The 26,990-nt window shown below is 33.4% G+C and carries 25 protein-coding genes; 20 read left to right on the forward strand and 5 right to left on the reverse strand.

Translation table 11 applies throughout. The features are described from left to right. Positions 1-332 precede the first annotated feature (332 nt). The 3 genes from CL55_RS01605 (at position 333) to CL55_RS01615 (ending at position 3,959) form a co-directional block, all read left to right on the forward strand. A complete protein-coding gene (locus tag CL55_RS01605; RefSeq protein WP_046329576.1) occupies positions 333-1,808 on the forward strand; it encodes a mannose-1-phosphate guanylyltransferase/mannose-6-phosphate isomerase in 1,476 nt (491 codons plus the stop codon). An 8-nt stretch (positions 1,809-1,816) separates the two neighbouring features. Further along, entirely contained in the window at positions 1,817-2,989 is a 1,173-nt protein-coding gene (gene gmd / locus CL55_RS01610; RefSeq protein ID WP_237150521.1) for a GDP-mannose 4,6-dehydratase, read from the forward strand. Positions 2,990-3,137: 148 nt separating this feature from the next. After that, complete coding sequence (locus CL55_RS01615; RefSeq protein ID WP_170216977.1) at positions 3,138-3,959, forward strand: FkbM family methyltransferase; 822 nt, start codon at positions 3,138-3,140, stop codon at positions 3,957-3,959. 130 nt (positions 3,960-4,089) lie between these two features. Here the strand turns inward: CL55_RS01615 and CL55_RS01620 are convergent, their stop codons facing one another. After that, positions 4,090-5,265, reverse strand: a complete 1,176-nt coding sequence (locus tag CL55_RS01620) for a hypothetical protein (RefSeq protein WP_046329578.1) — start codon at positions 5,263-5,265, stop codon at positions 4,090-4,092. Between the two features lie 44 nt (positions 5,266-5,309). Between CL55_RS01620 and CL55_RS01625 the strand changes: the two genes are divergently transcribed. From CL55_RS01625 to CL55_RS01700, 17 genes are all read left to right on the forward strand, one after another. After that, positions 5,310-6,230, forward strand: coding sequence for an FkbM family methyltransferase (locus tag CL55_RS01625; protein WP_046329579.1), 921 nt, complete (start codon positions 5,310-5,312; stop codon positions 6,228-6,230). 87 nt (positions 6,231-6,317) lie between these two features. Next, positions 6,318-6,722, forward strand: a complete 405-nt coding sequence (locus CL55_RS01630; RefSeq protein WP_046329580.1) for an SxtJ family membrane protein — start codon at positions 6,318-6,320, stop codon at positions 6,720-6,722. A 7-nt stretch (positions 6,723-6,729) separates the two neighbouring features. Further along, complete coding sequence (locus CL55_RS10755) at positions 6,730-6,879, forward strand: DUF5989 family protein (RefSeq protein ID WP_237150522.1); 150 nt, start codon at positions 6,730-6,732, stop codon at positions 6,877-6,879. Next, positions 6,880-8,718 carry a carbamoyltransferase family protein gene (locus CL55_RS01635; RefSeq protein WP_046329581.1) on the forward strand — a complete coding sequence of 613 codons (1,839 nt, stop codon included), beginning with the start codon at positions 6,880-6,882 and terminating at the stop codon, positions 8,716-8,718. 67 nt (positions 8,719-8,785) lie between these two features. Continuing rightward, positions 8,786-9,892 carry a hypothetical protein gene (locus tag CL55_RS01640; RefSeq protein ID WP_046329582.1) on the forward strand — a complete coding sequence of 369 codons (1,107 nt, stop codon included), beginning with the start codon at positions 8,786-8,788 and terminating at the stop codon, positions 9,890-9,892. A 60-nt stretch (positions 9,893-9,952) separates the two neighbouring features. Beyond that, positions 9,953-10,888 carry a GDP-L-fucose synthase family protein gene (locus CL55_RS01645; RefSeq protein WP_335337480.1) on the forward strand — a complete coding sequence of 312 codons (936 nt, stop codon included), beginning with the start codon at positions 9,953-9,955 and terminating at the stop codon, positions 10,886-10,888. 97 nt (positions 10,889-10,985) lie between these two features. Next, positions 10,986-11,993: a glycosyltransferase family 2 protein gene (locus tag CL55_RS01650; RefSeq protein ID WP_046329584.1), complete on the forward strand. Its 1,008-nt coding sequence runs from the start codon at positions 10,986-10,988 to the stop codon at positions 11,991-11,993. A gap of 7 nt (positions 11,994-12,000) precedes the next feature. After that, on the forward strand, positions 12,001-12,963 hold the full coding sequence (locus CL55_RS01655; protein ID WP_156156246.1) for a glycosyltransferase family 9 protein: 963 nt from the start codon (positions 12,001-12,003) through the stop codon (positions 12,961-12,963). Beyond that, positions 12,933-14,024 (forward strand): glycosyltransferase family protein, encoded by a 1,092-nt coding sequence (locus CL55_RS01660; protein ID WP_046329586.1) that lies wholly within the window; start codon positions 12,933-12,935, stop codon positions 14,022-14,024. The genes CL55_RS01655 and CL55_RS01660 overlap by 31 nt, the downstream gene beginning before the upstream one ends. Further along, positions 13,996-14,733 carry a hypothetical protein gene (locus CL55_RS01665; protein WP_156156247.1) on the forward strand — a complete coding sequence of 246 codons (738 nt, stop codon included), beginning with the start codon at positions 13,996-13,998 and terminating at the stop codon, positions 14,731-14,733. Before CL55_RS01660 ends, CL55_RS01665 begins: the two co-directional genes overlap by 29 nt. Further along, a complete protein-coding gene (locus CL55_RS01670; protein ID WP_046329588.1) occupies positions 14,730-15,683 on the forward strand; it encodes a glycosyltransferase family 2 protein in 954 nt (317 codons plus the stop codon). Before CL55_RS01665 ends, CL55_RS01670 begins: the two co-directional genes overlap by 4 nt. Next, positions 15,674-17,371, forward strand: a complete 1,698-nt coding sequence (locus tag CL55_RS01675; protein WP_046329589.1) for an ATP-binding cassette domain-containing protein — start codon at positions 15,674-15,676, stop codon at positions 17,369-17,371. The genes CL55_RS01670 and CL55_RS01675 overlap by 10 nt, the downstream gene beginning before the upstream one ends. Further along, positions 17,371-18,375 (forward strand): SDR family NAD(P)-dependent oxidoreductase, encoded by a 1,005-nt coding sequence (locus tag CL55_RS01680; RefSeq protein WP_046329590.1) that lies wholly within the window; start codon positions 17,371-17,373, stop codon positions 18,373-18,375. Before CL55_RS01675 ends, CL55_RS01680 begins: the two co-directional genes overlap by 1 nt. Continuing rightward, a complete protein-coding gene (locus CL55_RS01685; RefSeq protein ID WP_046329591.1) occupies positions 18,372-19,088 on the forward strand; it encodes an NAD-dependent epimerase/dehydratase family protein in 717 nt (238 codons plus the stop codon). The genes CL55_RS01680 and CL55_RS01685 overlap by 4 nt, the downstream gene beginning before the upstream one ends. Further along, a complete protein-coding gene (locus CL55_RS01690; RefSeq protein WP_082091867.1) occupies positions 19,066-20,874 on the forward strand; it encodes a polysaccharide biosynthesis protein in 1,809 nt (602 codons plus the stop codon). Before CL55_RS01685 ends, CL55_RS01690 begins: the two co-directional genes overlap by 23 nt. Continuing rightward, a complete protein-coding gene (locus tag CL55_RS01695) occupies positions 20,858-22,294 on the forward strand; it encodes a hypothetical protein (protein WP_046329592.1) in 1,437 nt (478 codons plus the stop codon). Before CL55_RS01690 ends, CL55_RS01695 begins: the two co-directional genes overlap by 17 nt. Continuing rightward, on the forward strand, positions 22,287-23,417 hold the full coding sequence (locus tag CL55_RS01700; protein ID WP_046329593.1) for a glycosyltransferase: 1,131 nt from the start codon (positions 22,287-22,289) through the stop codon (positions 23,415-23,417). The genes CL55_RS01695 and CL55_RS01700 overlap by 8 nt, the downstream gene beginning before the upstream one ends. A gap of 86 nt (positions 23,418-23,503) precedes the next feature. Here the strand turns inward: CL55_RS01700 and CL55_RS01705 are convergent, their stop codons facing one another. The 4 genes from CL55_RS01705 to CL55_RS01720 are packed head-to-tail and all read right to left on the reverse strand — an operon-like array spanning position 23,504 to position 26,987. Continuing rightward, positions 23,504-24,061 (reverse strand): sugar transferase, encoded by a 558-nt coding sequence (locus CL55_RS01705; protein ID WP_046329594.1) that lies wholly within the window; start codon positions 24,059-24,061, stop codon positions 23,504-23,506. Between the two features lies 1 nt (position 24,062). Continuing rightward, on the reverse strand, positions 24,063-25,001 hold the full coding sequence (locus tag CL55_RS01710) for an NAD-dependent epimerase/dehydratase family protein (protein ID WP_052728696.1): 939 nt from the start codon (positions 24,999-25,001) through the stop codon (positions 24,063-24,065). Then, complete coding sequence (wecB, locus tag CL55_RS01715; RefSeq protein ID WP_046329595.1) at positions 24,998-26,128, reverse strand: non-hydrolyzing UDP-N-acetylglucosamine 2-epimerase; 1,131 nt, start codon at positions 26,126-26,128, stop codon at positions 24,998-25,000. Before wecB ends, CL55_RS01710 begins: the two co-directional genes overlap by 4 nt. After that, complete coding sequence (locus CL55_RS01720) at positions 26,121-26,987, reverse strand: sugar nucleotide-binding protein (RefSeq protein ID WP_082091868.1); 867 nt, start codon at positions 26,985-26,987, stop codon at positions 26,121-26,123. Before CL55_RS01720 ends, wecB begins: the two co-directional genes overlap by 8 nt. Positions 26,988-26,990: the final 3 nt, after the last annotated feature.

The following is a 26,990-nucleotide window of genomic DNA, read 5'->3' on the forward strand; positions in this document are numbered from 1 at the left end:
GATTTAGCCTGAGGCCTGAAATTAAAATCCTAAGATGAATTAATTGCTAATCGATAAAATAACCGCAACTATATTTAAATTTCAATAATCTGGGTTGAGATATTTTTTAGCAAGCATAGATTTAATACTTCCACTAGCTTTTTGAATAAGAGGGCAAAATGGCTTAATTGCGTTTTTTGCCTTTTAGTTTGATTTGGCCATACAAGTAGACTCTATGGTCATAATGCCCATGTGAATCGCATTTTAAGTTTTTTTAATAATGCTTTAGAAAGTGCAATCGCATAAAATATGTACTAGCAAGTAAACCAATAAGTAAGGATGGGTTTTAATTGATGGATCAGATTCTGCCGGTGATTCTTTGTGGAGGTTCGGGAACGCGTCTATGGCCCCTATCTAGATCGGGCTTTCCTAAGCAGTTTTTGGTAATTCCAGGAGGCGATGAAAAAACAAGTCTCTTCCAGCAAGCGGTATTAAGAGTTCGAAGTATTTCTAATGTGTGCTTTAGGGTGGAACCTCCATTGGTAGTTACAAACGAAGAGCATCGCTTTTTAGCATTAGACCAATTGCGTGATTTGAAAAATAATCAATCAACTCTTTTTTTGGAGCCGTCGGGGCGAAATACTGCTCCTGCATTAACGATGGCCGCGTTATTTGCGATTGGACGAGAGGTAAATTCGAAGAGCGACCCTATTTTGATAGTCTTGCCAGCTGATCAGGTGGTATCTGACGATGATGCCTTCATACGAGCATTGCAAAAGTGTATCTGCATTGCGCAAGAGGATTCAATTGCTATTCTGGGTATTCCTCCTGCGTCCCCCGAAACGGGTTATGGATACATCAAGGCAATGGCCCCCCATGATTCTAAGTTTGGCCTTCGGGTAGATCATTTTGTTGAAAAACCGGATAAATTCACGGCCCAAAAATTTATAGATGAAGGTAATTATTTTTGGAATAGCGGAATATTTGTCCTAAGGGCTAGCGTATGGCTTGCTGCTTTGAAGGAGTTTCGGCCAGATATTTTATCTTCAGTTAAAAAGGCCTGGGAAGGTAAGGCTGAGGATAATGTTGGTGATGCAAAGTTTATGCGTCCTGACAGAGAGGCTTTTAATCTAATTCCCTGCGAATCAATTGACTGTGCTGTAATTGAAAAATGCCCAGGGTCTAACTTTGTTATTCAAATGGTTGAGCTAGATGCTGGTTGGAACGATCTAGGCTCTTGGGATGCGGTCTGGCAGACGGGGCAAAAAGATGAGTTAGGGAATGTCACTAGTGGCGATACATTGTTACTCAATTCGAAAAATAATTTAGTCTACGCGGATCACCGCTTGGTTGGCACTGTTGGGGTCGAAAACCTTATCATCATTGAAACTGCCGATGCTATATTGGTAGTAGACAGATTAAAAAGTCAAAATGTTAAGCACATTGTTAATGAGCTTGCAAATCAAAAGCGGGATGAAAAGAATCTCCATCGAAAAGTGGTTCGCCCCTGGGGTTGGTACGACAGCATAGATGAAGATGGGTGTTTTAAAGTGAAGCGAATTCAGGTGAAGCCAGCTGCAAGTCTTTCGCTGCAAATGCATCATTACCGAGCTGAGCACTGGATAGTGGTTCGGGGTTCGGCAGAAGTTACCAATGGAGAAGAGGTAATTTTTCTTAAGGAAAATCAAAGTATATATATTCCGCGAGGTCAAAAACACAGGCTAGCAAACCCTGGAGATACGTTGCTAGAAATTATTGAGGTTCAGTCTGGAGAATATTTGGGCGAAGATGACATCGTACGTTTTAAGGATACTTATGGCCGTAGCTAGACATCTAAATGCAATCTTTTAAAACGATAATGAATATTATGAAGACAGATAAGACAGGTGTAAAAAAAATTGCCCTAATTACCGGAATAACTGGACAAGATGGGTCATATCTTGCTGAATTTTTATTGAACAAGGGCTACACAGTCCATGGAATTAAGCGGCGAGCCTCATCTTTTAATACGGGGCGCATTGATCACCTATATCAAGATCCGCATGTAGATCACCCAGATTTAATTTTGCATTATGGAGATTTAACTGATACTAGCAATTTAGTTCGCATAATTCAACAATCTCAGCCGGATGAAATTTATAATTTGGGTGCGCAATCCCATGTTGCAGTGTCGTTTGAGTCGCCTGAGTATACGGCTGATGTTGACGCAATCGGCCCCCTACGCATTCTGGAGGCCATAAGAATATTGGGTTTAGAGAAGAAGACGCGCTTTTATCAAGCGTCAACATCAGAACTTTATGGACTAGTTCAAGAAACCCCTCAGAGAGAAACTACCCCGTTTTATCCGCGTAGTCCATATGCTGTTGCAAAAATGTATGCCTATTGGATAACTGTCAACTATCGAGAAGCATACGGTATTTACGCTTGCAATGGCATTCTTTTTAATCACGAGTCAGAACGTCGCGGCGAAACTTTCGTTACTCGAAAAGTAACGCGGGGATTGGCAAATATTGCCCAAGGGTTACAAAAGTGCTTGTATATGGGAAATATTGATGCCTTAAGAGATTGGGGGCATGCCAAAGACTACGTGCGAATGCAGTGGTTAATGATGCAACAAGACAAGCCAGAGGATTATGTAATCGCAACAGGAGTTCAATTTACCGTTCGAGAATTCATTATTCGAAGTGCTAGGCAATTGGGGTTAACTTTGCAATTTGAGGGGCACTTAGCTGATGAGAAAGCAATTGTGATTGCAATTGAGGGTGAAAAAGTCCCTGCTGTAAAGGTTGGGGATGTGATTGTGAAAATAGATCCACGTTATTATCGGCCTGCAGAAGTGGAAACTCTTTTAGGAGATCCTGCCAAGGCTAAGGAAAGACTCGGGTGGTTTCCTGAAATTTCTTTCGATGAGATGATTTCCGAGATGGTTGAAAGTGATTTACAAAAAGCAAGGCAACATGCGTTGCTTACCAAGCATGGTTATTTAGTTTCTGTTAGCGGCGAATATTAAATATTTGAAATTTATATTGACGGCAATTTTTATAATCGTGAACTTATCCATTTATTAAAGATAAAGTAGTTTGGCAAGCCAATTCCACTGGTAAGAAATACTATTGAATTAGTATTATTGGAATAATTTAAGAATGATGGGGCGAGAAATGTTAATGAAATTTTTGAGAGATCATAGTTTTAAGGGTAAGCATAGGTTGGCAAAATGGCTATACCCAAATTTGGGGGAATGCATTGTCCCATATGCCAATCAATATTTAATTGGCATTAATGTAAGCGAGCATCAGGGAGGGGTGATATTTTGGGATCAGAAGTACGAGTCTGAGACATCATGGATCATAAAGCGCTTTTTACACACGCCTGATAGCGTTGCTGTTGATATCGGTGCGAATATAGGATCTTTTACACTAATGCTGGCAGAAGTTGCTAGCAAAGTACATTCTGTTGAGCCGCATCCTGATTTTCGCAAGCGCTTAGATCGAAATATCCGATTAAATAATTTAAAAAATGTTGAAGTACATCCCTTGGCCATATCCTCTGCAGAGGGTGCGCGGATTCTGTATTCGCCCCCCCAGCATATGATGAATAAATCAGCTAGTTTGACTGATTCAAACCCTGCGCTTGAGGAGAAAATTGAGGTCCAAGCCATAACCCTTGAAAAGTTTTTAGCAGGATTTAACAGGTTGGATTTTTTGAAGATAGATGCCGATGGATCTGATGCAGACATCATTTTATCGGGACTTATTGAGTTAAGCAGGTTAAGACCTGTAATTTACTTTGAAGATAATGGGGGATGGAAGGGCTCAAAAGAAGATTTGATAAATGCAGAATTTCTTGATGATAAATACGAAATTTGTTTTACTAAACTGGCTGAAATGGGCTACCAATTGTTTTTAGTTTTAGATGGGTATCTTGTGCCAACGAAAAGAATCCGCGGCACACTGAATATGTATTTGGCAATCCCGATATAACTATTTTTTAACTGAGCGGAGGAATCAAAGTAGGTATGTTGTGAAAATTGCTGCTCATACAGTTGCATAGTCTTCTCAAAACGTATCCATTTTTTCAGTTGGTTTAAATTTTCGTAACCAAGTTCAGTATTTATTGTTTTAGGACAATTTGATTTAAGATGTAAGGTAAAAAATTATTGCGATATGCAGCTCTTGATAAATGTGAGGCTGGATCTCCAGGCTCAAAAATATTATCTCCATCAAAATCTTCGTAAACAGATTTAAATACCTTGTTAATATTCAAATGAGTAATTGATTCATGATGACTTGATCCATCAATCGCCACTTGAACTAAATCGGCAACGTTTACTTTGTAGGCGTTTTTTGCATCAGCAGGTAATAGATGATTGCGATGGGGGTGTGTAACGATATAAAGTTTCTTTCCACTTTTTTCAACAAAGAATTCATTAATATAACCCCTCACCCTTGAAATAAATAAGTCTTTATCCGTCGGGCTAACCCCTTTTTCTAATGGAGCGAGTACGTTTGCGCCAGCCTCTTTGTCAATCAGACCCTTTATCGCAACAGTGCTGTATCGGTAAAATTTCATAAAAATATTGACTTCTGATTTTAGTATGTTCGATTTATCTATGCTGAGAAGTGCGTCTTGGTGGGGCTCTGCATAACTGTCGCTTCTGGTGCTTAGCAATTTTTTCCCAGATGTATCTGTGACAGGGTGCCTATATCGATAAAGCTCGTCTCCAATATCTGTTTGATCAATGATGAGAATGACTATATTAGGGTGTATATTAAAGTTATCTCTGAGGGCTCGAAGTTGCAGAGTTTCAGGGGTGGGGGCGTAGCTACCTATTCCAGCACTTACAAATCCAACTTTATTCTTTGTGGCAAAAGAGTTTAAAATTTGTTTAATCTCATTGCTAGATGTAGCTTGCTCCCCCCATGAGTCTCCCTGAAGAAGGATGTTTAGTTTTTTACTTGAAAATGGATTAATAACTGTAAATAACATTTCAGTTATCGGTATATTTTCTCCCAGAACATAATAGGATCTAATGTGGTCTAGTTGTGTATTGAATTTTTTTCGAAAATTTGATGCATCTTCCGATTGGTAAATTTGTATTTGATTTGCAAATGATTCAGGAATCAGATAGTATTTTTTTGATCTTTCAATCCAGAAGCTTGCAAAGAAGTAAAAGCTAATAAAAAGAATTCCATTGCTGAAAAAGAAAAGAAGAATTTTTAAAGAGGTATTATTGGGGCGCATAGATAATGATTTATTAGATATATTTATACATATATATTTTGCCATAGTTTATAAAAAATTTAAAAGAAAAAATTCTTATAAAGGATAAAATGATTTCAATACATGTATATATTGAAAGGATAAGTATATTAATAAAAACCGCTTCCAATTGGCCGTCTGCCTTAATGGTAAAGCTTGGTATTAAGTCTTCTGCTGTAATTAATTTAGGAGGAGACCTTAATTACCATCTATACAGGGAAAATTGGAATAATTTTTTAGATTTACTTTATTTTAAGTATTATTTTCCTGATGGATCAATAGTTAACAATATTGCCATGTTTACTTATCGAGGCAAAAGAGTTCTATTTGATATTGGAGATGGTACGGCAATGAGCACTTTGCTGGAAATCTTTGCTGGTGATATTTACCGGAAATTTTTCCAGATAGCACATGTTAAAGATGCCATAATTTTAGACATTGGGTCTGCATTTGGGGATACAGCATTAAGTTTTTTGATTGAAGGGGCGAAATATGTTTATGGCGTAGAGGCCAATCCCGGCTGGGTTAATTTGGCGAATGTGAATACAGACCTGAATGGCTATAGTAGCAAAGCATGTTTCTTAAATGGAATTGTTGACTCTTCATCCGGTAGCGGTCATGTCTTCTCTCAGGCGGAGAGTATGTTTAATTTGTCAAATGCAATTAATCTGGTGGATAGTAGTGCTGTTGTAGTCCCTAGATTCACATTGGAAGACCTGATTAAACTATACCCTTTGCAAGATGCAATCCTGAAAATGGATATTGAGGGATATGAGTATCAAATTATTCTTAATACTGATCATAAAGTGCTGAGAGTATTTAAATATATTGTAATTGAATATCATTACGGCTTCAATAAACTAAAAGCTTATTTGGAGTACGCGGGATTCAGAGTAATTATTACAAAACCTCATGTTAGTTATTCTACGGACATTGTAGACGAACACCTCAAAAAATTTACTGTGGGCGATATCTATGCAATTAGGATGTAAGCAGCTGTTACAAATTTTTTAACGCCAGGTATAATTTTAGTTAGTACATCATTGAAGTGTTTATCAATAGAGCTTACAATTGGCACAATGTTAGAAACCCAAAACAATTTTAAAAAAAATAGAGATTTTGGTTATCTTTTCGGTTTGATTTCATTTGCATTCTTTGTATTTTTTTACCAAAAGAATGCCTATTTTTTATGCCTGCTCGCCTTTTTTTTCGCTACCACTTTTGCTCTCGCTGCGGTGTTATGGCCTCAATCGCTAACTCCACTTTCGAGGGCTTGGTATTTATTGGGTGAAATTTTAGGAAAAATAGTAAGCCCTATTATTTTGGCACTTATTTTTTATGGGCTATTAACGCCCATTGCATTAATCACCAAGCTTTTGGGTAGAGATGAACTTCGTCTTAAGCGTAATTTGAGTAAAGTATCTTATTGGATTGAGCGTGAGCCTGAGATCTTACCTCGAGATAAATTTAAAAATCAATTTTAGGATGTTTATGTCTTTTTTAAAAGAGTTGTGGTTATTTTTGCGCCTAAATAAAAAACTTTGGTTACTACCTATCATTTTGGTAATGGTATTAATGGGTAGCCTGCTAATCTTAGCGCAAGGCTCTGTATTTGCCCCGTTTATTTATACATTGTTCTAAATGAAAATATTAGGTATTTCAGCCTATTATCACGATGCTGCGGCTTGTCTAGTTGTGGACGGAGGTATTATTGCCGCAGCTCAAGAGGAACGCTTCACCCGAATAAAACATGATTCAGATTTTCCAAATCAGGCAATTGCCTATTGCTTAAGAGAGGCTAAAGTTTCTCCCGCCGATATTGATTTCATTGTTTTTTATGACAAACCTTTTTTAAAATTCGAAAGGCTTTTGGAGACGTATTTAGCATTTGCACCGAGGGGATTTTGGTCTTTTGCTAAATCAGCACCTGTTTGGCTCAAAGATAAACTTTTCCAAAAAACAGTTATCGTAAAAGCATTAAGAAGTATATGGGGTAGGAATATTGATTGGGGTGAGAGATTGCTTTTCTCTGAGCATCATTTAAGTCATGCCGCATCTGCTTTCTTTCCATCACCATTTAATAACGCTGCCATTTTAACGATGGATGGAGTTGGAGAATGGACAACCACTTCCTTGGCAATTGGTAGCGGTAACCAGTTGGAGGTAATCAAAGAAATTCACTTTCCGCACTCACTGGGTTTGTTGTATTCTGCAATCACCTATTATGCTGGTTTTAAGGTAAATTCTGGTGAGTATAAGATCATGGGCCTAGCTCCATATGGCTCTCCAAAGTATGCCAAGCTTATAAAGGATCATTTAATCGATATTAAGGAAGACGGCACCTTTCATTTAGATATGTCTTACTTTAACTATTGCATCGGTCTAACTATGACCAATGCAAAGTTTGATAAGCTTTTTGGTGGGGCGCCCAGGAAACCAGAATCAGAGCTTACCCAAAAGGAAATGGACCTGGCGGCATCAATTCAGTTGGTTACTGAAGAGGTGGTGATTAAGCTTGCAAAGAGCATTGCAAAAACTACCGGCCAGAAAAATTTATGCCTGGCTGGTGGTGTGGCCTTAAATTGCGTTGCCAATGGAAAGCTTATTCAAGAGAAATTATTTGACAATATTTGGATACAGCCTGCCGCAGGAGATGCAGGGGGGGCTATAGGTGCTGCGTTAGGGGCATACTACCTCCACGCTAAAAAGCGTCGCATCATAAACGCAGAATTAGATGCAATGCAAGGTTCCTATTTGGGGCCGCAGTATTCGCAATCTGAAATTGAGGCTCGACTTACTTCTGTAGGGGCAGTTTTTGAGGTGGTAAATGATGATCAACTCATTGAAGAGGTCGCGCAGGCTTTAGCGCATGGAAGTGCAGTAGGTTGGCATCAAGGTAGAATGGAGTTTGGGCCAAGAGCACTTGGCTGCCGCTCTATTTTGGCCGATCCAAGGTCCACCTTGGTTCAGAAACAGCTTAACCTGAAGGTAAAGTATAGAGAGTCATTTAGGCCATTTGCGCCTAGCGTTCTAAGGGAGGATGTCTCGAAATGGTTTGATATTGACGTTGATAGCCCTTATATGCTTCTAGTGGCCAACATAAATCAAAATCAAAAAATTGCAATGACACCTGAGCAAGAAGCATTATTTGGCATCGATAAATTAAATGTCAAAAGATCGAGCATACCAGCAGTGACTCATGTTGATTATTCAGCTAGAGTGCAAACGGTTTATAAAAAAACAAACCCTCGCTATCATGATTTACTCTCGAAATTTAAAGAGATTACTGGATGCTCAGTTTTAGTTAACACATCTTTTAATGTTAGAGGTGAGCCAATTGTAGAGTCGCCTGAAGATGCATTTAGATGTCTAATGGGAACAGAGCTTGATATATTGGCTGTAGGAAATTGCATTCTTAAAAAAGAAAAACAAAAGAAATATTTGGCAGAAGACTATCAAAATAAATATTCACTAGATTGAGTGTAGGAAATTTGTAATTTATTAAATCTCTCTTCATAAAGTTACTTGTGGCGACTAAATTAATTAAATGAAGAAAAATAAGCTTTACCAGACTTTAATTGTACTAATTTTGCCGGTGATGGCTGTGATGGCCGGTGTCTTAATGACAGAGTTTTTTTGGCAACTCCTATCTAAAAATCAAAATAATATTGAGACTCGGAAATTTTCTCTGTATTCATCAGATAAAAACAATGTATTTCGAAATATACACAGTTTTTTTGTATATGAAAAAAATGCAAAAATAAAAAGTAGCGCATACATATTAACTAATGATTTTGTTAAAGAGTATGACTACACAATTCTTACAAATAACTTTGGCCTTGTTCAGAATAAAAATATTTATCCAGGGATTCCCAGTCTTTTGACGCTGGGGGATTCATTTACTGAGGGGCAGGGTGCGCTCGCATGGTTTGAGAATCTTGCAAGTGAAAGACTACCAAATATTCCTCAATATATAAATGGGGGAATAATGGGTACGGGATTTCAACAATGGGAATTGTTACATGAGCATCTTATAAAAAATAAGATACTAGTTAAGTATTTAGTGGTCATTTTTATTTCAGATGACTATAAGCGAACAACTTGGAATATGTCGCCTAAGATTTTGGAATGTATTAATAATTACTTGAAATGTGAGGGAGATGAGTATTTTTATGGAATGCCTAAAAATGAAAACGATCTAAAAAAATTCCTGGGTAAATTAAATGATTCTAGGATTGAAATGATGAAAAAATCAACATTTAAGTTCGTTGATGCAATTGAAAAATATCTCCCGGCTACACTTTCAGTATTAAGATATATTGAAAATATGATTTTAGATGTGGAAAGCCATGAAAGCCTAAGACATAATAGGGATGCAATCTTAAAACTTTCAAATACGTATGGCGAAAATATCATTTATATCCATCTTCCGCAAAAGGAGGAGATTTCAAATCGCCGAATTAGTAATCTTGGCATTGAAGCGCGAAATGAAATACTTAAAGCAGGCTCAACATTATTTGATGGTTTTAAAGAGTGCAGTTTATCTATTGAAGACTATTTTATGAATGATCCACATCCCAATGAAATTGGATATCAAAAAATTTCAGCTTGTGTTGGTAAGTTAATTAAAAGGAAATGGGGTGAAGTAAAGTGAGATTAGCCAGAATATTAGGATTGGTTCTAGATTATGGATATAGGTAGGTTTAAAATTTATGTGGCCGGACATACCGGAATGGTCGGCTCGAGTATTGTTCGCGAACTTTCTAAAAGTGGACATATTGTCTTAACTCGCACTAGAAGAGAATTGGACTTATTGGATAAAGCTGCTGTCATGCAGTTTCTTTCCGAAGAAAAGCCGGATCAAATATATATGGCTGCAGCTCGAGTAGGGGGAATTTATGCAAACAGCACTTTTCCTGCAAGCTTTATATATGAAAATCTGGCTATTCAAACAAATCTAATAGATTCGGCATATCGCACAGGCGTAAAAAAACTACTTTTTTTAGGTTCTAGTTGTATTTATCCTAGAATGGCCCCCCAACCAATGAGCGAGAATCAACTGTTAACTGGGCCCTTAGAGTTAACGAATGAAGCATATGCAATAGCTAAAATTGCTGGGATAAAAATGTGCCAAGCCTACAACACGCAATATAAAAATGAAGCCATTGATTACAGATCAGTAATGCCCACTAATTTATTTGGACCTGGAGATCATTATGATCTTGATAATAGCCACGTAATACCAGGCTTGATGAGGAAAATTTATGAGGCAAAGAATCGCGGTGATAGTGAAGTGACAGTATGGGGAACCGGTAAACCTTTCAGAGAGTTTATGTATGTAGATGATTTAGCAAGAGCATGTATATTTGTTATGAATACAAATGTTGATCGCTTGAAAAAATTTAGTGATCTACATAGAGTAAATATTGGCTCTGGATTTGAAATATCCATTAGTGACTTAGCCACTTTAATATCAGATGTGGTTGGATACAAAGGATCGATTAGATTTGATCCAAAAAAGCCTGATGGCACACCAAGAAAATTACTAGATTCATCCTTGTTACATAATCTTGGTTGGAGACCGACTGTAGATCTAAAGGAAGGTCTAAAACTTACATATGAAAACTTTTTAGCATCAATGACTAATTAAATTATTAGAGATAAATACTTTAACAAAATATGTATAGGTAAAGTTAAAGGCACTTCTTAAATTGCTGAAGGTAGTTAATTAATTAGTAAAAAAATATATGAATATTGAAAAATTATATAAGTTAAGTATATGTATTCCAACTTACAACAGGCCCGAAGAATTCGAAAGACTTATAAAGGTTCTGGCGCCTCAAATCATTGAAGATGTGGAGCTAGTAATTAGAGACGATAGTACTAATGAATTCACAAAAAAAATAGTAGATAAATTTTTTAAGCCGGGTGGTAGTGGAGCTGTTAATTACATAAGGGGTGAAAAAAAGGGGTTAGATGAGGCTATGCTCTTTATGCTTGAGATGGCAAAAGGGGAGCATGTGTGGTTTTTTTCTGATGATGATGAAATGAGAACAGACTCCATCGCTCACATTTTAAATACATTGGGATCAAGAAATATTGATTATGCATGGATAAATTTTCGCTACGATGAGACTAAGACAGCAATTCCAGTCGAAAGCGATAGATTTTTTAATGACAATAATGAGGTTCTCGAAATTACTGGTAGATCAATAGGATTGCTTACAACAATTTTAATAAGGAAAAGTGCTGCAATCCCATTTTTGAGCCTTGCAAAGCAAAATATTTATGGATTTGCTTTTGCAATTTTAATTCCAGTGTTTGGTGTGGTGAGATCTAGTAAAAATTTATACCTAATAGCAACCCCATTAATAATAAATAATCCAACTTTAAATGATGAAATAAAGCAGTTAACAAATAAGAATGGGATCATAAAAAATGACGGATTTTATGTGTATGGAATATACCTAAAAATGGTTTTAAATATGTTTTCTGATGGATTCAGTAAAAGGGCAGTGCGTGCTTATTTGAAAAAAAATTTTCGGCAGACATGGATGGGTATGGTGGTGGGGTACTGCGGAGAATTTGATACCCCCAAGGGCAAGCGGATTGAAATGTTAAGAAATTACTGGATGTTTCCTGAGGTGTTTATAGCTATTTTACTTCTGAGCTTACCAAGAGGCCTAGTGGACAGACTTTACGGTGCCTATAAAAAAATGAAATATGTTGTGCTAAAAACTAATTATCTAGGTTAGGTTTGAATTGAAAGAGAAGTCTAATATTTTAATTTTTACTGCAGGATCTTTGGGTGATTCACTCAGCAGGGTGCCGGCAATGAGGAGTATTCGGAGTTTACACCCAGATAAATTAGTTTATGTACTGACTAATTCGCCCTCTAAAAATAATGTGCCAAGTGGTAAAGGCGTATATATTCTTTTGAAATTAGTAAATGAGGTTTTTGAATATAAAGTTGATTTAATTTTTTTTAAAAAATGGTTTTTTTTAAGAAAAATTTTAAAAGATAGATCAATTGGTATCGTATATAACCTAATGCCAGAAAGAACTGTCTATCAGAGAACGAGGGATAAGTTATTTTTTTACACTGCAGGGGTGAGAAAAATTGTTGGTTTAAATGCATATACAAAAGAAGGTCAACCTGAGTGGCAGAGGCTATTAGCAATAAACAACTTAAACCAAGAGGTTCGACTTGAAGATTTTCGTCTTGATATACCATTATCAAAAATAGAGCAGGCTTATAGAAAATTTGGATTGAATGAAGAATATAAATTGGTAGTTTCAGTTGGAACCACGAAGTCTTGGGCTCAATGGGATCAAGAAAAGTGGGTACAACTTCTCAGTAGACTTTATTTATCTACCGGGGTGAAGATAGTCTTTATTGGATCGGCTGGAGATTGGAGTTCTACGGAGTTAATAATTAAAAAATCAAATATTGATGCAAAAAACCTATGTGGCAAAACAACAATTTCGGAGTCTTATTCGATACTTTCAAAAGTAAATAGGTTCTTGGGGTATGACAGTGGACCAATGCATCTAGCAGTTTCATCGAAGTGTAGGATAATCTCAATCTTTTCTGATCATGCTGTAGTAGGTAAATGGTATCCATTTGGCCAAGAAGACAATGTGATTAGAGTTGCAGACGGTCAAAATGTAAATTCAATAGAGTTAGAGCGTGTATGGAGCAAATTATTGCAAATAATGGCCTGAGAGTAATCTTTATTGGCGACTTGAATGCCTATACCCGAAGCGCATGGAGAGCTATGGCGCTAAAAAGTTGCGTCAAGACCTTGCGGCTAATTAGCCATACAGCAGTCCAGAAAAATGGAAGTATCTATAAGCTATCATTTTTAGAAAAAATATTTACAAAACTGAGAATTAAATATGACAATATGGGATTAGATAGAGAGATTCTGAGCTTAAATTTAAAAAGCTTTGATCTAATTTGGGTAGATAGTACATTGAATATAAGTGGCGCCACAATTGCAAAAGTAAAAAAATCGAATATAAATCTAAAAATTTTGTACTTTAGTGAGGATGATTTTCTAAAAAAGCACAATAGTAAAATTGGATTTTTAAAAAATCTTAAAACGTATGATTATATTGTTACAACCAAAAAAAGGAATTTAGCTAGTCTTTCCCAGAGATATAAGAGAGTCATTCTGGTTGCAGACACATATTCTCGCTATCTTTTAAATAAAGCACAAAAATTATTACCACATATATTTACAAAGCATTCCTATTTATACGATGTATCTTTTGTTGGTGCCTATGAATTAGAGCGCTCAGAATCTTTAATTTTCTTGGCTCAAAATGAAATAGTGGTGAATGTTTGGGGTAACGGATGGAGTGCCCTCAATAATGCACATAAAAATCTAATAATTCACAATAAACATTTAAGAGAAGAAAAGCTAATAGAAGTCATAAGAACATCTAAAATCAATTTAAATTTTTTAAGAAAAAAAAATAATGATCAAATTACAAGTAGAAGTATAGAAATACCCTCATCTGGCGGGTTTATGTTGGCTGAAAAAACAGAGGAGCACTTGGCCCTTATTTCAAAAACAGAAGCAGAAATAGAGGCAGTTTTATTTGCGGATAACAGCGATTTGTTGAGGAAGATAAATTTTTATCTAATAAATCATGCGGTGAGAGAGCAAATCAGATTGGCTGGAGAGGCGAAATTTACCAATGAAAAATACTCAATTGAAGCAATTGTAAGTAACATACTGAAAGAAATAAATGATGATCGTAATAAAATATCTAAATAAATTTTTCATATCATTGCGAGATAATGGTGTTAAGAATACATTTGTTAAATTGAACAAATTTATAATAAGAGAATCCTTAATCATTTTTAAAAATTATTATTATAAATTCGTAAGAGAAAAGCACTTTACATTCGATGGCGTAAGGCTTGAGTATTTCTATCATCTCTACAATAAAACATATGAGAATGAAAGGATCATAGAGATACCAATTATTTCTCATTTAATTAATAAATATAATTTAATTGAGTATTGCGAGCTTGGGAACGTCGTTTGGAATTATGGAATAAGAGGCCATATGGTAATTGATAAATATGATCTTAGTTCATCAGTCTTAAAGGAGGATATTGCTACATATAAGCCAAGCAAAAAAATTGCCAATATGATTTCAATATCAACATTGGAGCATGTAGGTTGGGATGAAGGTGAAAGAGGCTATGATAAAGTTGGGCAAGCCTTTAATAACATTATGAATAACGTTATTATTCAGGGTGGATATTTTATATATACATTTCCAGTTGGTTATAACCCTTTCTTGGATAACTATATATTAAAAAATAAAAATCTATTTAAAAAGTTATTTTTTATGAAACGAATAAGTATAGACAATGTCTGGGTTGAGACTAATCTTGAAGATTGCATGAATACAAAATTTGATTCTCCGTTCATAAATGCAAATGGCTTGGTTATAGGAATCCTAGCAGCAAAATGAGTGAAGATAGTCGGGTCCTAATATCTATATGTATACCTACATGTAATCAGCCAAATGATTTACTCCTTACGCTCAAATCTTTAGTTGATCAGGAGCTTAATCAAGTAGAGATATTGATAAGAGATGATTCGGACAATTTAGAAAGCGAAGAGGTAGTTAAGAAATTTCAATCACTTTCAATTAAATATAAAAAGATGAAGAAATGTGGAATTGATCAGGCTTTTATTTGGTTAATTAACAATGCTTGTGGTGATTATATTTGGTGGTTTGGTGATGATATTTTTGAAAAAAATAGCATTAAAAATGTTTTCACTAATATTAATAAATTTAATCCGGATTTAATATATTTGAATTCCTTTTGCATTCAGAATATGGAACCATCTATTTCTTCGAATAAGTATTTTGGTAGTGACAAAAACTATTTCTTAGGTTTAATAAAAGATCAGATGGGTTTTTGCTCTGCGTTAGTTATGAGATCGTCACTTTTGAGGCCATGCATGCCTGACGCAGAAAAATTTATTGGGACGTGTTGGGTAACATTATTTTTATCATTAGGAGTCCTTAATACTTCCAGTGCAGTCCTATTTGATGAGCGATATTTTTTTAAGTCGAACTATAAACCACCTGGTGAGGTGAGATGGTATGATTCTTATTTAGTCCATTGCATTAACTACGCAAATGTACTGGAGTTTTATAGTCTGCAATTTAATAAAAATTTAATTGAGTCACTTATTCATATTAAATATATTGCATCTGTAAAGGCTGTCTTATCTGAAAGAGGTAAGGGGTATAAAGGCGGCTATGCCTCTAGGGGAAATAAAATATTAGTAACAATTAAAAGATTTTGGATGAAAAAAATTACCTATCCAATTTTATTTACTTTTTTAATTCCAAATTCTCTAATGCGGATAATTTATACAATTTATAGTAACTCATACAAATGCAAATAAGCTTCTTAAAAACTTTGAAAAATCTTTTAAGAAGATTAGATCTTAATAATAAAAAACAAATATTATATTTTGGAATTATTTCACTAGCTTCATCTGGTGCAGAGTTTATTGCTGTGGGATCATTAGTACCGTTCATTGCATATATAACTAATGATTCTAAGATTAGTTTTATTTTGGATTATTTTCCAATAATTAATTCATTCCAAATGATTTATGTTGTAGGAGGTTTTTTCATAGGCTCGAACATCTTAGCTGGTCTATTAAAAATTTTAGTATTGAAAAAAAGTTGCAATGTTTCATTTGAAATTGGATCAAACATTAATAGAATATTATTAACTGAATTTCTACACTCTGATTATGAAAAATTTATACTTAAGAGTAAAGAAAACTATGTAGATATTTTTACTACCAAGATTAATGGAGTAATTAATAATTTTGTATTATCTATATTTACTTTAATTAATAGTATTTTTACAATTATAGCACTAACTACATTACTGTTAATTATAAATACGAATGCAACGATTATAACTTTCTTATGCCTAAGTTTAACTTATATAGTTGTTAGCATATTAACGAATAAATCTAGCTCTATTAATGGAAAAACTCTTAATATTGAATCAAAAAATATTATTAGCGTGATACAAAATAGCATTGGTAATATTAGGGAGATTATGATATCCCATACACATCACAAATATATTGGTGAACTGCTTGATGTTGATCGAAGAATAAAAAGATCTCAAGCTAAAATAGTGATGATCAGTCAATCTCCTAAATTTATTATTGAGACTGTTGGGCTATGTTTAGTTGGAATTATTACCTTGTATATGGGTGGAGCTGAAGTAAACATAATATCCTCCCTCCCATTTCTAGCGATTCTAGCTCTTTCAGCTCAAAAAATGTTGCCATGTTTTCAATTATGCTACCTTAATTATTCTGTTATTAAATCTTCAGAACCGGCTGCATCTGAAATCGCTAATATTTTAAACTCATATATACAGAAACCAAGTAATACAATTAATTCTATTATTAATTTTTTTAATGATATAAAGATTAATGATGTTTCATATTCATATAATAATGGTAATAAATTAGTACTAAAAAATTGTAATTATATTATCTCAAAGGGTGATAGAGTTGCAATAATTGGAAAATCTGGCTCTGGTAAGTCAACCCTAGTGGATATTATAATTGGGTTGTTAAATCCTACCAAGGGATCGATATTAATCGATGATGTTTTATTAGATAAATCTAATATGGCTTCATGGCAAAAGAGAATTTCTATTGTTTCTCAGGATATTCATATAATTAATGGAACAATTATTGATAATATATTATTAGATCTTGATGGTCCAATTGACTACAATAAATTAAATGAATCTATTCGCCTTGCTTCCCTTGATGCTTTAATTAAAACTTTATCAGATGGTGTTAATCATTATCTTCATGATAATGGTGGAACGTTATCTGGAGGCCAAAAGCAAAGAATTGGTATCGCTAGAGCTATTTATAGGGGTGGGGACATATTTATATTTGATGAAGCAACAAGTGCACTAGATAAAAATACTGCTGTAAGTATTTTTGATTTAATCTACCTTTTGCCTAAGTCAGCTACAATTATAATAATTTCACACGATCATTCTTTGTTGAGTGGATGTAATAAGTTAATAAATATGGATCTGTAATGCTATTTAATCTAAATAAATCAACCGTCTTAATTACAGGCGGTACCGGGTCCTTTGGTGAAGCAGTAACCAATATTTTATTATCCCAAGGTGTCAACGAGGTGAGGATTTTTAGTAGGGATGAAAAAAAACAAGATGAACTTAGGAAAAAATATTCCAACTCAAAAATCTCTTTTTATATAGGAGATGTAAGGGATAAAGAGTCTATTAATGATGCGATGAATAATGTGGATTATGTTTTTCATGCAGCAGCTTTAAAGCAGGTTCCATCTTGCGAGTTTTTCCCTCTAGAGGCAATGAAAACTAACGTAATTGGAACGAGTAATGTTCTTGATGTTGCCATAGCAAATAAAGTCAAGAAAGTTATTTGTTTGAGTACGGATAAAGCTGTATATCCCATTAATGCGATGGGTCAGTCAAAAGCATTGATGGAAAAAGTAGCGTTAGCTAAGTCTAGAACTTCAAAAGGGACCCAGATCTGTATTACGCGTTATGGAAATGTCTTAGCATCAAGGGGGTCTGTATTCCCTGTTTTCCTGGAAAAGGTCAGGGGTGGCTTGCCCCTAACTGTTACGGATGATGAAATGACTCGATTTATTATGACACTCGAAGAGGCGGTAAATCTTGTATTGTATGCATTTGAAAGTGGAATAAATGGCGACACTTTGGTGCAAAAATCTAAGTCTGTTTCCATGAAAATATTCATCGATGCATTTAAAATTGCTTTAAATATTCCTGACTATTCTGTAGAAAAAATTGGAATTCGTCATGGTGAAAAAAAGTACGAGGCACTGCTTGGGGAGGAAGAGTTATTAAGAGCCGTTGACTTAGAAAAATTTTATAGAGTGCCAATTGACTCAAGGGGCTTGAATTATGAGCAGTATATGGAAGAAGGTATTGCTGGACTAGCAGAGATAAATGAAAGCTATAATTCCAATAATGCTGAGAGAATGGATTTACAGGATTTAGTGGACCTTTTCAAACAGGAGTTAACAATAACGTGATCGTTATTACTGGTTCAAGTGGATTTATAGGCTCAAGTATATTATCTGACCTCCTTAATGGTGGTTGTGACGTAGATTCCCTACATCATAATTCAGATGATGAAACCATAAGAGAGAAGCTGAAAAATTGCAAAATTTTAATACATTGTGCTGGTGTAAATAGAAGCGATGTAATACAAGATTTTTGGGATGGAAACTATGAATACACCAAAAAAATATGTTCGTATCTGCAAGATAAAAATAATAAGCTGCAAATAATTTTCTTGTCCTCAATACAAATAGAAGCAAGTGAGGAAAAAAAAGATGTATATAGCCTTTCTAAAAAAATGGCTGAAAATGAGCTAGTAAATCTAGCTAAAAAAATTAAATGTAGATTGGATATTTTGAGATTGCCAAATATATTTGGGTTGGGCTGTAGGCCAAACTATAATTCAGTAGTCGCTACTTTTTTGCATAACGCTAAGAATCGTGAGAAATTAAATATAATTGAAGATAGAGAAATTAAATTAATTCATATTGATAAGGTTTTAATTAGAATAAATAAATTAATAAAATCAAAAAATAATAGAAACATTAACTATATAAGTTTTAAAAAATATCATTATATAAAAGTAAGTACTCTTAAAAATATAATTATAAATTTAAATACTAAAGAATACAATAATGAAAATAGCCTAATAAAAAAATTAAATGAAATATATAGAGAATCTTAAACTATCAAGGAACTTAAAAAGAGGATTGTTAATTCTTAATGACTGTTTATTAACAGTCATTTCTTTTTACTTAAGCCTATATTTTCGAGTTGGAGAAATAAATATACATGATCCAGTAATAGTCCTTTACTTCGTAATAACATATATATTTTGCTCGATTTTGTTCGGAAACTATAATGTAATTAATAGATATTTAAACAGTTCTATATTATGGCAGTGGATAAAATCTTGCTCATTAAATTCTGTAATATTGTCAGCTTTAATCACTTTTGGTATATTGTCTCTTCCAAGGTCAGTTGGATTTATACAAAGCATAACACTATTCTTATTTTTGATTTTATCTAGAAAAGTATATATAAAATTAAATGAGCATTTTAATAAATTAAAATATGGAAAATCACCAAGTGGGATTCTAATTTATGGAGCAGATCCAGCGGGTATAAATTTATATTATAGACTAGACAAGGCAAAGTATAAGGTAATTGCATTTATTGATGATGATCTAGATAAACAAAATTTGAATGTCTCCAATATTAAAATTTTATCTAAAAAAAGCATTTTTAAATTATTAGAAAATAACAAAATTAATATAAACACATTATTAGTTAAAGATCATGATTTAAACAATAATTCTAATACTATTTTTTTTAAAACACTCAAATCTAACAATATTTCAATTAAAGTAATAAATGATGCAATATACTCAGATAATATAGATCACTTGAATCTAATCTCCAAGATACTTGAAAGAGACTGGGTAGAGCCGCAAGTTCATTTAATGAACAAAAGCGTAGCAGGAAAAAGTATATTAATTACTGGCGCAGGCGGTTCAATTGGATCTGAAATTTGTAGGCAGGTAATTAGGTTGGAACCTTCAAAATTATTATTACTTGATAATTCAGAATACGCATTGTTTAAAATTTATCAAGAGATCACTTCATTAACACTAAATGTAGAAGTAATACCAGTGCTTGAATCGGTTTGCTCTAATGATTTAGAGCGCATATTTAAAGAAAATAAAATTGATACTATATTTCATGCTGCGGCATATAAACATGTTGGATTAGTTGAATGTAATCCTAAATATTCTATATATAACAATGTGATTGGTATAGCAAATCTAATTGATTTATCTATTAAATATGGCATATTGAATTTCACCTTGATAAGTACAGATAAAGCCGTTAACCCATCAAATATAATGGGTTTGACTAAGAGAATATCAGAGTTAATACTTCATAATAAGAGACTTCAGGTTAAAGACTCTATAAAAATCGATATTGTTAGGTTTGGGAATGTAATAGGCTCTTCTGGTTCTGCAGTTGAAATTTTTAAAAAGCAGATTGCTAATGGGGGGCCCGTTACAGTTACCCATCCAGATGTAACGAGATATTTCATGAGCATACCTGAAGCTGCTCAATTAGTAATACAGTCCTGTTCCATTCCGAATCATAATGGGATTTTTATTTTGGATATGGGAAAACCTATTAAAATCCTTGAGATTGCAAGGGCATTGATAGAAAAAAATACCCTAGATGAGATAGAGATACAAATTACAGGACTTAAGAAGGGGGAGAAGTTGCATGAGGAGCTATCAATTTCTCAAAGGCTTATAGCTAGTAACCATGAAAAAATTAGAATTGCACAAGACGAGTTGTATGCTGTAAAGGATATTAACTGTCATTTGGACAATTTAAAAAATCAATTGTTAAATAGTAATTCAGATCAAAATAAATGTTATGAAATACTTCAAAAAATTGTTCCTAATTATGAATACCCAATATAAATATGGTGCATTATTAATTCTTACATTATTTATTGGATTAATTGCAAACTTAGATTATCTGCAGATGCATACGCACTATGTCGGATATGCTTCTCTATTGTTATTTTCAATCATGGCAATTATTTCACCGGCATTTAGCCTTGGATGGCTAATTATCTCATCAGTTTTAATTGAGAAAATTGGCATTATAAGTGGACAGTATTTACAAACAAAATGTTTCTTAATTATTACAGTTATAGGAATTATCTATTACATAAATAGTATATATCAAAAAAAAGAGCAGTTAAATATAAATAAATTTAAGATATTTCTTAATTTAACTTTATTTACATTTTTATTTTTGCTAATGATAAAAATTCAATTTAAAGATATTTATTTGCTTTACGAATATCTCATAAGCTCGGTGACATCAAAATTATCAGATAATACAAATGCATTTTATTATGTAATGATAATACGTTGGTCCGCTATAGTAGTAGTGACAGCGCTTATTATCAAAGAATTTGAGCAACTTGACCAATTAATTATGGGTATTACCATATCAGGAATTGGATTACTTTTTTCATTAGATGCTAATATTTTTAATGGCATTTATTTGTTATGTAGTGGTACGGGCGGTGAAGGAGTACAAAATCTTTACATTAATAGAGCTGACTATGCATTTAAGCTTTCATTATCACTCTACGGAATATCAGCATTATTGATTATGAAGTTGAGGAACAATGTATTGCTTGCATTTATATTTTCCATTTTTATAATCACTTTGTTAGTAACCGGAGGTAAAGGTGGTCTCTTAGGTTATATATTATGCGTTTTCATTGGGCTAATCTATTTAAGACGCTGGAGACCAATGCTATATATACCAATTGTACTGACCACTCTATACTTTATAATTACACCTTTAAAAATTTGTAATCCAAATGTATTTTTAACTCAACATTTTAGCGCTTTGCTAACAAAAGGAGTAATGGTCCGACTAAGTCTATACGATCAATCACTTGAGCGCTTCGAAAATAATATTCCTCAGAAAAACTCAAATGAACTTAGCTATAATTTGTATACCCCGCTTCTTAAAGGCAGCAACGAATCATACGGTGATTTTGTACATAGGGTTGATCAACATACCGAAGTAGGGGTATATAGATCAGGCTCTGGCTCTCATAATGTTTTTATAGACATTATTAATCAATACGGGTTAATAATCGGGCTATTATTAATTTTTATTATTATATTTCCGATATTAATTTTATTGTATAAGTTGTATATTAATAAAATGACATATTACTTATTGACAATCTTTGGTTTTATAATAATCATATTTCTTTATGCAAACATAACTGCAGCTTTACACGTTGCAATTCTTGTTCCTTTAGTTTTTTCAATGTCAATTAGCGCCTTAAAGCTATTAATTGATGACTAAAAAAAATATTCTTATATTAGTTGATTATTTTTATCCTGGAGTAAGGGGGGTTGGCCCTGCAAAATCTATAATTAATTTTATTGATAAAATTGGTGATAGAGCGCGTATTAAAGTATTTACATGGAATTGGGATATCGGTGGCGTATCATATTCCAGTAAAGATAAATTAAAGTTTTTGTGTGACTGTAATTTCGAATGTACATATGTGAATAATTATTTATTTTTCTTATTAAATATTTTTCACATTTTTTCCCAAAATAAATTTAATAAAGTAATTTTGAATAGTTTTTTTTCATTATATTTCACGCTATTACCATTGCTTATAGCCAAGGTTACAAAGTCTCAATCAAAGTTTTTTTTAGCCCCAAGAGGAGAATTATTCTCTGAAGTTTTAGATCTCAAAGGTAAAAAAAAGAATTTTTATATCAACATCGTTAAATTTCTGAATGTTTATTCAAAAGTTACTTTCATTGCATCTAATGACATTGAGGCTAATGTCATTAGGCTCATATTTCCTTTCAATGAAATTATCATTATTCCTGATGGGATAAATATCTCCCAATCAAATAACGCAAGATTACATAATAAGAAAGCTGGTGTTCTTAAGATTGTTTACTTATCTAGAATTCTTAAAAAGAAAAATCTAAGATATCTAATTGAACTGCTTGAAAAAGTAACTGGAAATATTTCTTTGCATATTTACGGACCTATAGAAGAAAGGGCGTACTTCAATTCTTGCATGCAACTGGCTAAGGAAGTGTCCTTACATTCAAATATCTCTATAGAGTATATGGGTGAAGTTCTTGCGCCTAATGTTATTGAAACATTTGCAAATTATGATCTAATGATATTACCAACTATTGGTGAAAACTTTGGCCATGTTATAAGCGAATCTCTTCTGGCTAAAACCCCAGTCTTAATCTCTGATAGGACACCCTGGATTTCTGATGGCAATAATTTAGTAAATGTTTTATCTCTAGACTTCCCTTTGAGATGGGTAGAAATAATTAAATTATTTTATGAAATGGATGAAGATCGCTACAATGACCTTGTAAATAATTCAAATCAATATCTAGCTAGTATCCATAATAATTTTGAAATTGAAAAATTTATAAATGTTTAATTTTTACTAGCAGTTCTGAGGTTTTTAACATTGTTGTTACAAATTTACTCTTAGCTGATAAAACAAAAGAATACTATCAAATAATGCTAGTGTGAAATGTCAGTTGAATTAATAAGTTTCTTGGCAGTTATTAAGATTATTTGTAAATCAAGGATTATTGATTGTGATTTATAGTACAAGAGGTCATAGGCAACCTTTCTTCGTATGGAAATTTTATCGCGACCATTTATTTGGGCTAAGCCAGTTATGCCAGGTTTGAGTTTATCTACGTTGTATTTTTGTCGATAAGTAATTAAATCGTATTGATTAAAAAGTGCAGGTCTAGGCCCAACGAAACACATATCACCAATTAAAATATTTATTAATTGTGGGATTTCATCGAGGCTTGATTTTCTTAAGAAAAAACCTAAATTAGTTATGTAATTATCAGGATTAATTATGAGATGAGTCGCAATTTCAGGCGTTTTTATATGCATTGTTCTGAATTTGAACATTCGAAATTCTTTACAGTGCCTTCCAATTCTTGGAGATATATAAAAAATTGGCCGGCCAGATGATAATAAAATAGCTATGCATATTAGTAAAAAAATTGGGGAGAGTGTTATTAGCATTAATAGCGCACTCAGGCGTGAAAGTAACTGCATTTTAATTCTCAGTTTTATTCATCTCAGATAGCACTTGATTCATCCTTACAACAGGTGTCCAACCTAAATCATTTTTAATTTTTTCTATATTAAGAGAGAAGTTTGAAGATACCTTTTGAAAAAAAACTTCCTGCTTTAATAATTTAAAAATTAATTCCAGCTTTTTTTGATTTATATTAAAAAGATAAGCTTTTTTATTCATTGATGTGCAAATCCTTCTAAAAAGTTCTGAAATTGAAATGTCGTCATCATCTGATACTAGATAAATACTACTTTTCTGAAAATTAGTTTCAATACAGAGCATTATTGCACTAATTAAATTATCAATTGCTATAAAACTTCTGGCGTTGTCAATATCACCAATAGGGAGAGGTATTCCAATTTTAGCTATTAAATTTAAAAGTTTAAAATTAGCTTTGACTCCACGACCATAAACTAAAGGTGGTCTAAGTACAAAATACTGCATTTCTTTGTCTAAGCATAAATTTATTAAATGCTTCTCCCCATAAAACTTTGACTCAGCATATATATTTTGGGGGTTCAGTTCTCTTGTTTCGTCAAACTTTATTTTCTCAACAGAAATCTCGCCATGTACCTTTGAGGTACTAATGTAAATGAATCTTTTTACACCATTTTTTAAGGCGCCTTCTGCTAGTAACTTTGTTAATGTTGAGTTTGCTTCAAAAACTCTATCTTGAAATGATTTTGAGTTATTTATCGGTGCATGAGCCATCCCAGCGCAATGGACAACTGTATGAATATCTTTAAAAATAGCATTCGACAAGGGTAGTCCGGGTGTATAGGAAATTATCTCTGTATTTGTGCAATGAGAACGCAGTAATGATGCGTCTCTAGTCAAAATTCTTTTTTTATATGAGTTTGGGAGCGAATTCATTAGGTGACTGCCGATAAATCCCGTAGCTCCTGTAATGAGGATCATATATTTTTATGCCAAACAAGGTCATTAATTTGATTTATATAGCTGAGTACAATATTTAAAATCTTATGGGATACATTGGGAGCTTCATAGTCATCGACCTTCAAGAATGAATTCTTACAACTTTCCCATCTATTAATGGAAATTCGAATATTTTCAAACAAGCTGCGATGATCAAAACTTGACATAATTAAAGTGCCAAAATCCATCCCTTCGGGGCGCTCATGCGACTTTCTTATTGTAATGGCGCACAATCCTAGTATTGAAGCCTCTTCAGTAATCGTCCCACTATCTGAGATAACACAGAGAGATTCAATTTGTAATTTATTGTAATCAAAGAACCCAAATGGCTTCGATAGGATAATTAAGTCACTCTTAACATACGAAGAAAGAAGTTCAATTCTTTTTCGTGTCCTTGGGTGAGTCGAAATAATAATTGGTAAATTATATTCTTTAGCAATTAGATTTAGTGATTGTAAAATTTGTAAAAGGTTTTTTTCATCATCAACATTATCTTCTCTATGTAAACTTACCAAGAAGTATCCTTTTTTTTCAATCTTGAGTTCACTTAGAATGTTTGAACTTAAGATTTTAGGCATGTAATGGTTAAAAACTTCTTTCATGTGGGAGCCGGTTTTGAAAATTCTATCTGGGGCAATCCCTTCCCTAATGAGATATCTTCGAGCGTGTTCAGTAAGTGTAAGATTAATATCACTCAGGTGATCTAATACTTTGCGATTTAATTCCTCCGGCACTCTTTGATCAAAAGATCTATTTCCTGCTTCCATGTGAAAAACCGGTATCTTCAGTCTTTTCGCAGAAATAACAGATAGACAAGAATTTGTATCTCCATATAGAAGGACAGCATCAGGCATTTCTTTCCTGAGGACTTCATCGGATTTAATAATTACCTGGCCAATAGTTGATGCAGCTGTTTCTCCAGACGCAGACAAGAAATAGTCAGGCTTTCTAATACTCAAGTCTTTAAAGAAAACCTCATTCAACTCGTAATCGTAATTTTGGCCAGTATGGACCAAAACATGATTTATGCTCTCATCCATCAGGGAAATTACTCGAGACATCTTTATTATTTCTGGGCGAGTACCTAAAATGGTCATAATTTTAGTCATAAAGTGTATGTTCCTTTAGAAATTGTTTTAATTCAATTAATTGCTTAGAAAATTTCTTTGGTATGTAATTAGTCTCAAGGCTAAATTTAGTGCTTGAAAGCGTCCTATCAACAATAAATGTTTTATTTGCTTCTATAAAAATTTTCTTGCCTAAAACTATCGAAAATAATCTTAGTAAGTTATATTTAGATATTCTATTAGACGATATATGGAAAAGACCTTGAAGGTGAGGACTAGGCAATATTATATCGTTCATAATTTTTGAAAATTCAAGTGATGTAATCCCATTAAAAAAAGCATTTCTAAATCCATAACATTTATCTTCGCAAGACATAAACCAGGCCAGTAAACCATATTTAGTGTTCAGCTCAGGCCCTACAGTAGAAATACGCACTGTTAAATGTGGTTCATCAATTTCGCCAGCAAACTTTGAAGTGCTGTAAATACCTTCCCCATCAGGTTTATCTAATTCTGTATAACCACCTTTTACTCCCGAAAAGACGCAGTCTGTACTTACCTGAATTAGTCGAACATTACGTTGCTTACAAATAAGAGATAAATTTTGAGGAAGAATTCGATTCATATATTCAACTCTTTTAGTGTCATTTATCTCCGATAAGTGTTTGGTAATGCCGGCACAGTTAATAATAACTTGAGGGTTAATGCTGTCTAACAAGTTAGAAATTTTTTTAGTATCAGTAAAAAAATCAAAGGGGGTTATGGATAAGTTGATACTTTCATTGGGATGAAAATATTTAGTACGGCTAATACCGTATATAGAATTATTTGAATATAAAGATAAATACGTGAAGAGCATTCTTCCGATTAGACCAGTAGTGCCAAGTATAAGAACCCTCATTTT

It is taken from the genome of Polynucleobacter duraquae (genome assembly GCF_000973625.1).
Taxonomy (GTDB): Bacteria; Pseudomonadota; Gammaproteobacteria; order Burkholderiales; family Burkholderiaceae; genus Polynucleobacter; species Polynucleobacter duraquae.

What these genes read in the sequence shown, in the direction of transcription:
- gmd (WP_237150521.1), top strand. Translation starts at nt 1,817, where the DNA reads ATGCAATCTTTTAAAACGATAATGAATATTATGAAGACAGATAAGACA.
- CL55_RS01605 (WP_046329576.1), top strand. Translation starts at nt 333, where the DNA reads ATGGATCAGATTCTGCCGGTGATTCTTTGTGGAGGTTCGGGAACGCGT.
- CL55_RS01680 (WP_046329590.1), top strand. Translation starts at nt 17,371, where the DNA reads ATGCTATTTAATCTAAATAAATCAACCGTCTTAATTACAGGCGGTACC.
- CL55_RS01650 (WP_046329584.1), top strand. Translation starts at nt 10,986, where the DNA reads ATGAATATTGAAAAATTATATAAGTTAAGTATATGTATTCCAACTTAC.
- CL55_RS01620 (WP_046329578.1), bottom strand. Translation starts at nt 5,265, where the DNA reads ATGGCAAAATATATATGTATAAATATATCTAATAAATCATTATCTATG.
- CL55_RS10755 (WP_237150522.1), top strand. Translation starts at nt 6,730, where the DNA reads ATGTCTTTTTTAAAAGAGTTGTGGTTATTTTTGCGCCTAAATAAAAAA.
- CL55_RS01700 (WP_046329593.1), top strand. Translation starts at nt 22,287, where the DNA reads ATGACTAAAAAAAATATTCTTATATTAGTTGATTATTTTTATCCTGGA.
- CL55_RS01635 (WP_046329581.1), top strand. Translation starts at nt 6,880, where the DNA reads ATGAAAATATTAGGTATTTCAGCCTATTATCACGATGCTGCGGCTTGT.
- wecB (WP_046329595.1), bottom strand. Translation starts at nt 26,128, where the DNA reads ATGACTAAAATTATGACCATTTTAGGTACTCGCCCAGAAATAATAAAG.
- CL55_RS01690 (WP_082091867.1), top strand. Translation starts at nt 19,066, where the DNA reads ATGAAATATATAGAGAATCTTAAACTATCAAGGAACTTAAAAAGAGGA.
- CL55_RS01675 (WP_046329589.1), top strand. Translation starts at nt 15,674, where the DNA reads ATGCAAATAAGCTTCTTAAAAACTTTGAAAAATCTTTTAAGAAGATTA.
- CL55_RS01640 (WP_046329582.1), top strand. Translation starts at nt 8,786, where the DNA reads ATGAAGAAAAATAAGCTTTACCAGACTTTAATTGTACTAATTTTGCCG.
- CL55_RS01720 (WP_082091868.1), bottom strand. Translation starts at nt 26,987, where the DNA reads ATGAGGGTTCTTATACTTGGCACTACTGGTCTAATCGGAAGAATGCTC.
- CL55_RS01670 (WP_046329588.1), top strand. Translation starts at nt 14,730, where the DNA reads ATGAGTGAAGATAGTCGGGTCCTAATATCTATATGTATACCTACATGT.
- CL55_RS01705 (WP_046329594.1), bottom strand. Translation starts at nt 24,061, where the DNA reads ATGCAGTTACTTTCACGCCTGAGTGCGCTATTAATGCTAATAACACTC.
- CL55_RS01630 (WP_046329580.1), top strand. Translation starts at nt 6,318, where the DNA reads ATGTTAGAAACCCAAAACAATTTTAAAAAAAATAGAGATTTTGGTTAT.
- CL55_RS01625 (WP_046329579.1), top strand. Translation starts at nt 5,310, where the DNA reads ATGATTTCAATACATGTATATATTGAAAGGATAAGTATATTAATAAAA.
- CL55_RS01660 (WP_046329586.1), top strand. Translation starts at nt 12,933, where the DNA reads ATGGAGCAAATTATTGCAAATAATGGCCTGAGAGTAATCTTTATTGGC.
- CL55_RS01615 (WP_170216977.1), top strand. Translation starts at nt 3,138, where the DNA reads ATGTTAATGAAATTTTTGAGAGATCATAGTTTTAAGGGTAAGCATAGG.
- CL55_RS01695 (WP_046329592.1), top strand. Translation starts at nt 20,858, where the DNA reads ATGAATACCCAATATAAATATGGTGCATTATTAATTCTTACATTATTT.
- CL55_RS01710 (WP_052728696.1), bottom strand. Translation starts at nt 25,001, where the DNA reads ATGATCCTCATTACAGGAGCTACGGGATTTATCGGCAGTCACCTAATG.
- CL55_RS01665 (WP_156156247.1), top strand. Translation starts at nt 13,996, where the DNA reads ATGATGATCGTAATAAAATATCTAAATAAATTTTTCATATCATTGCGA.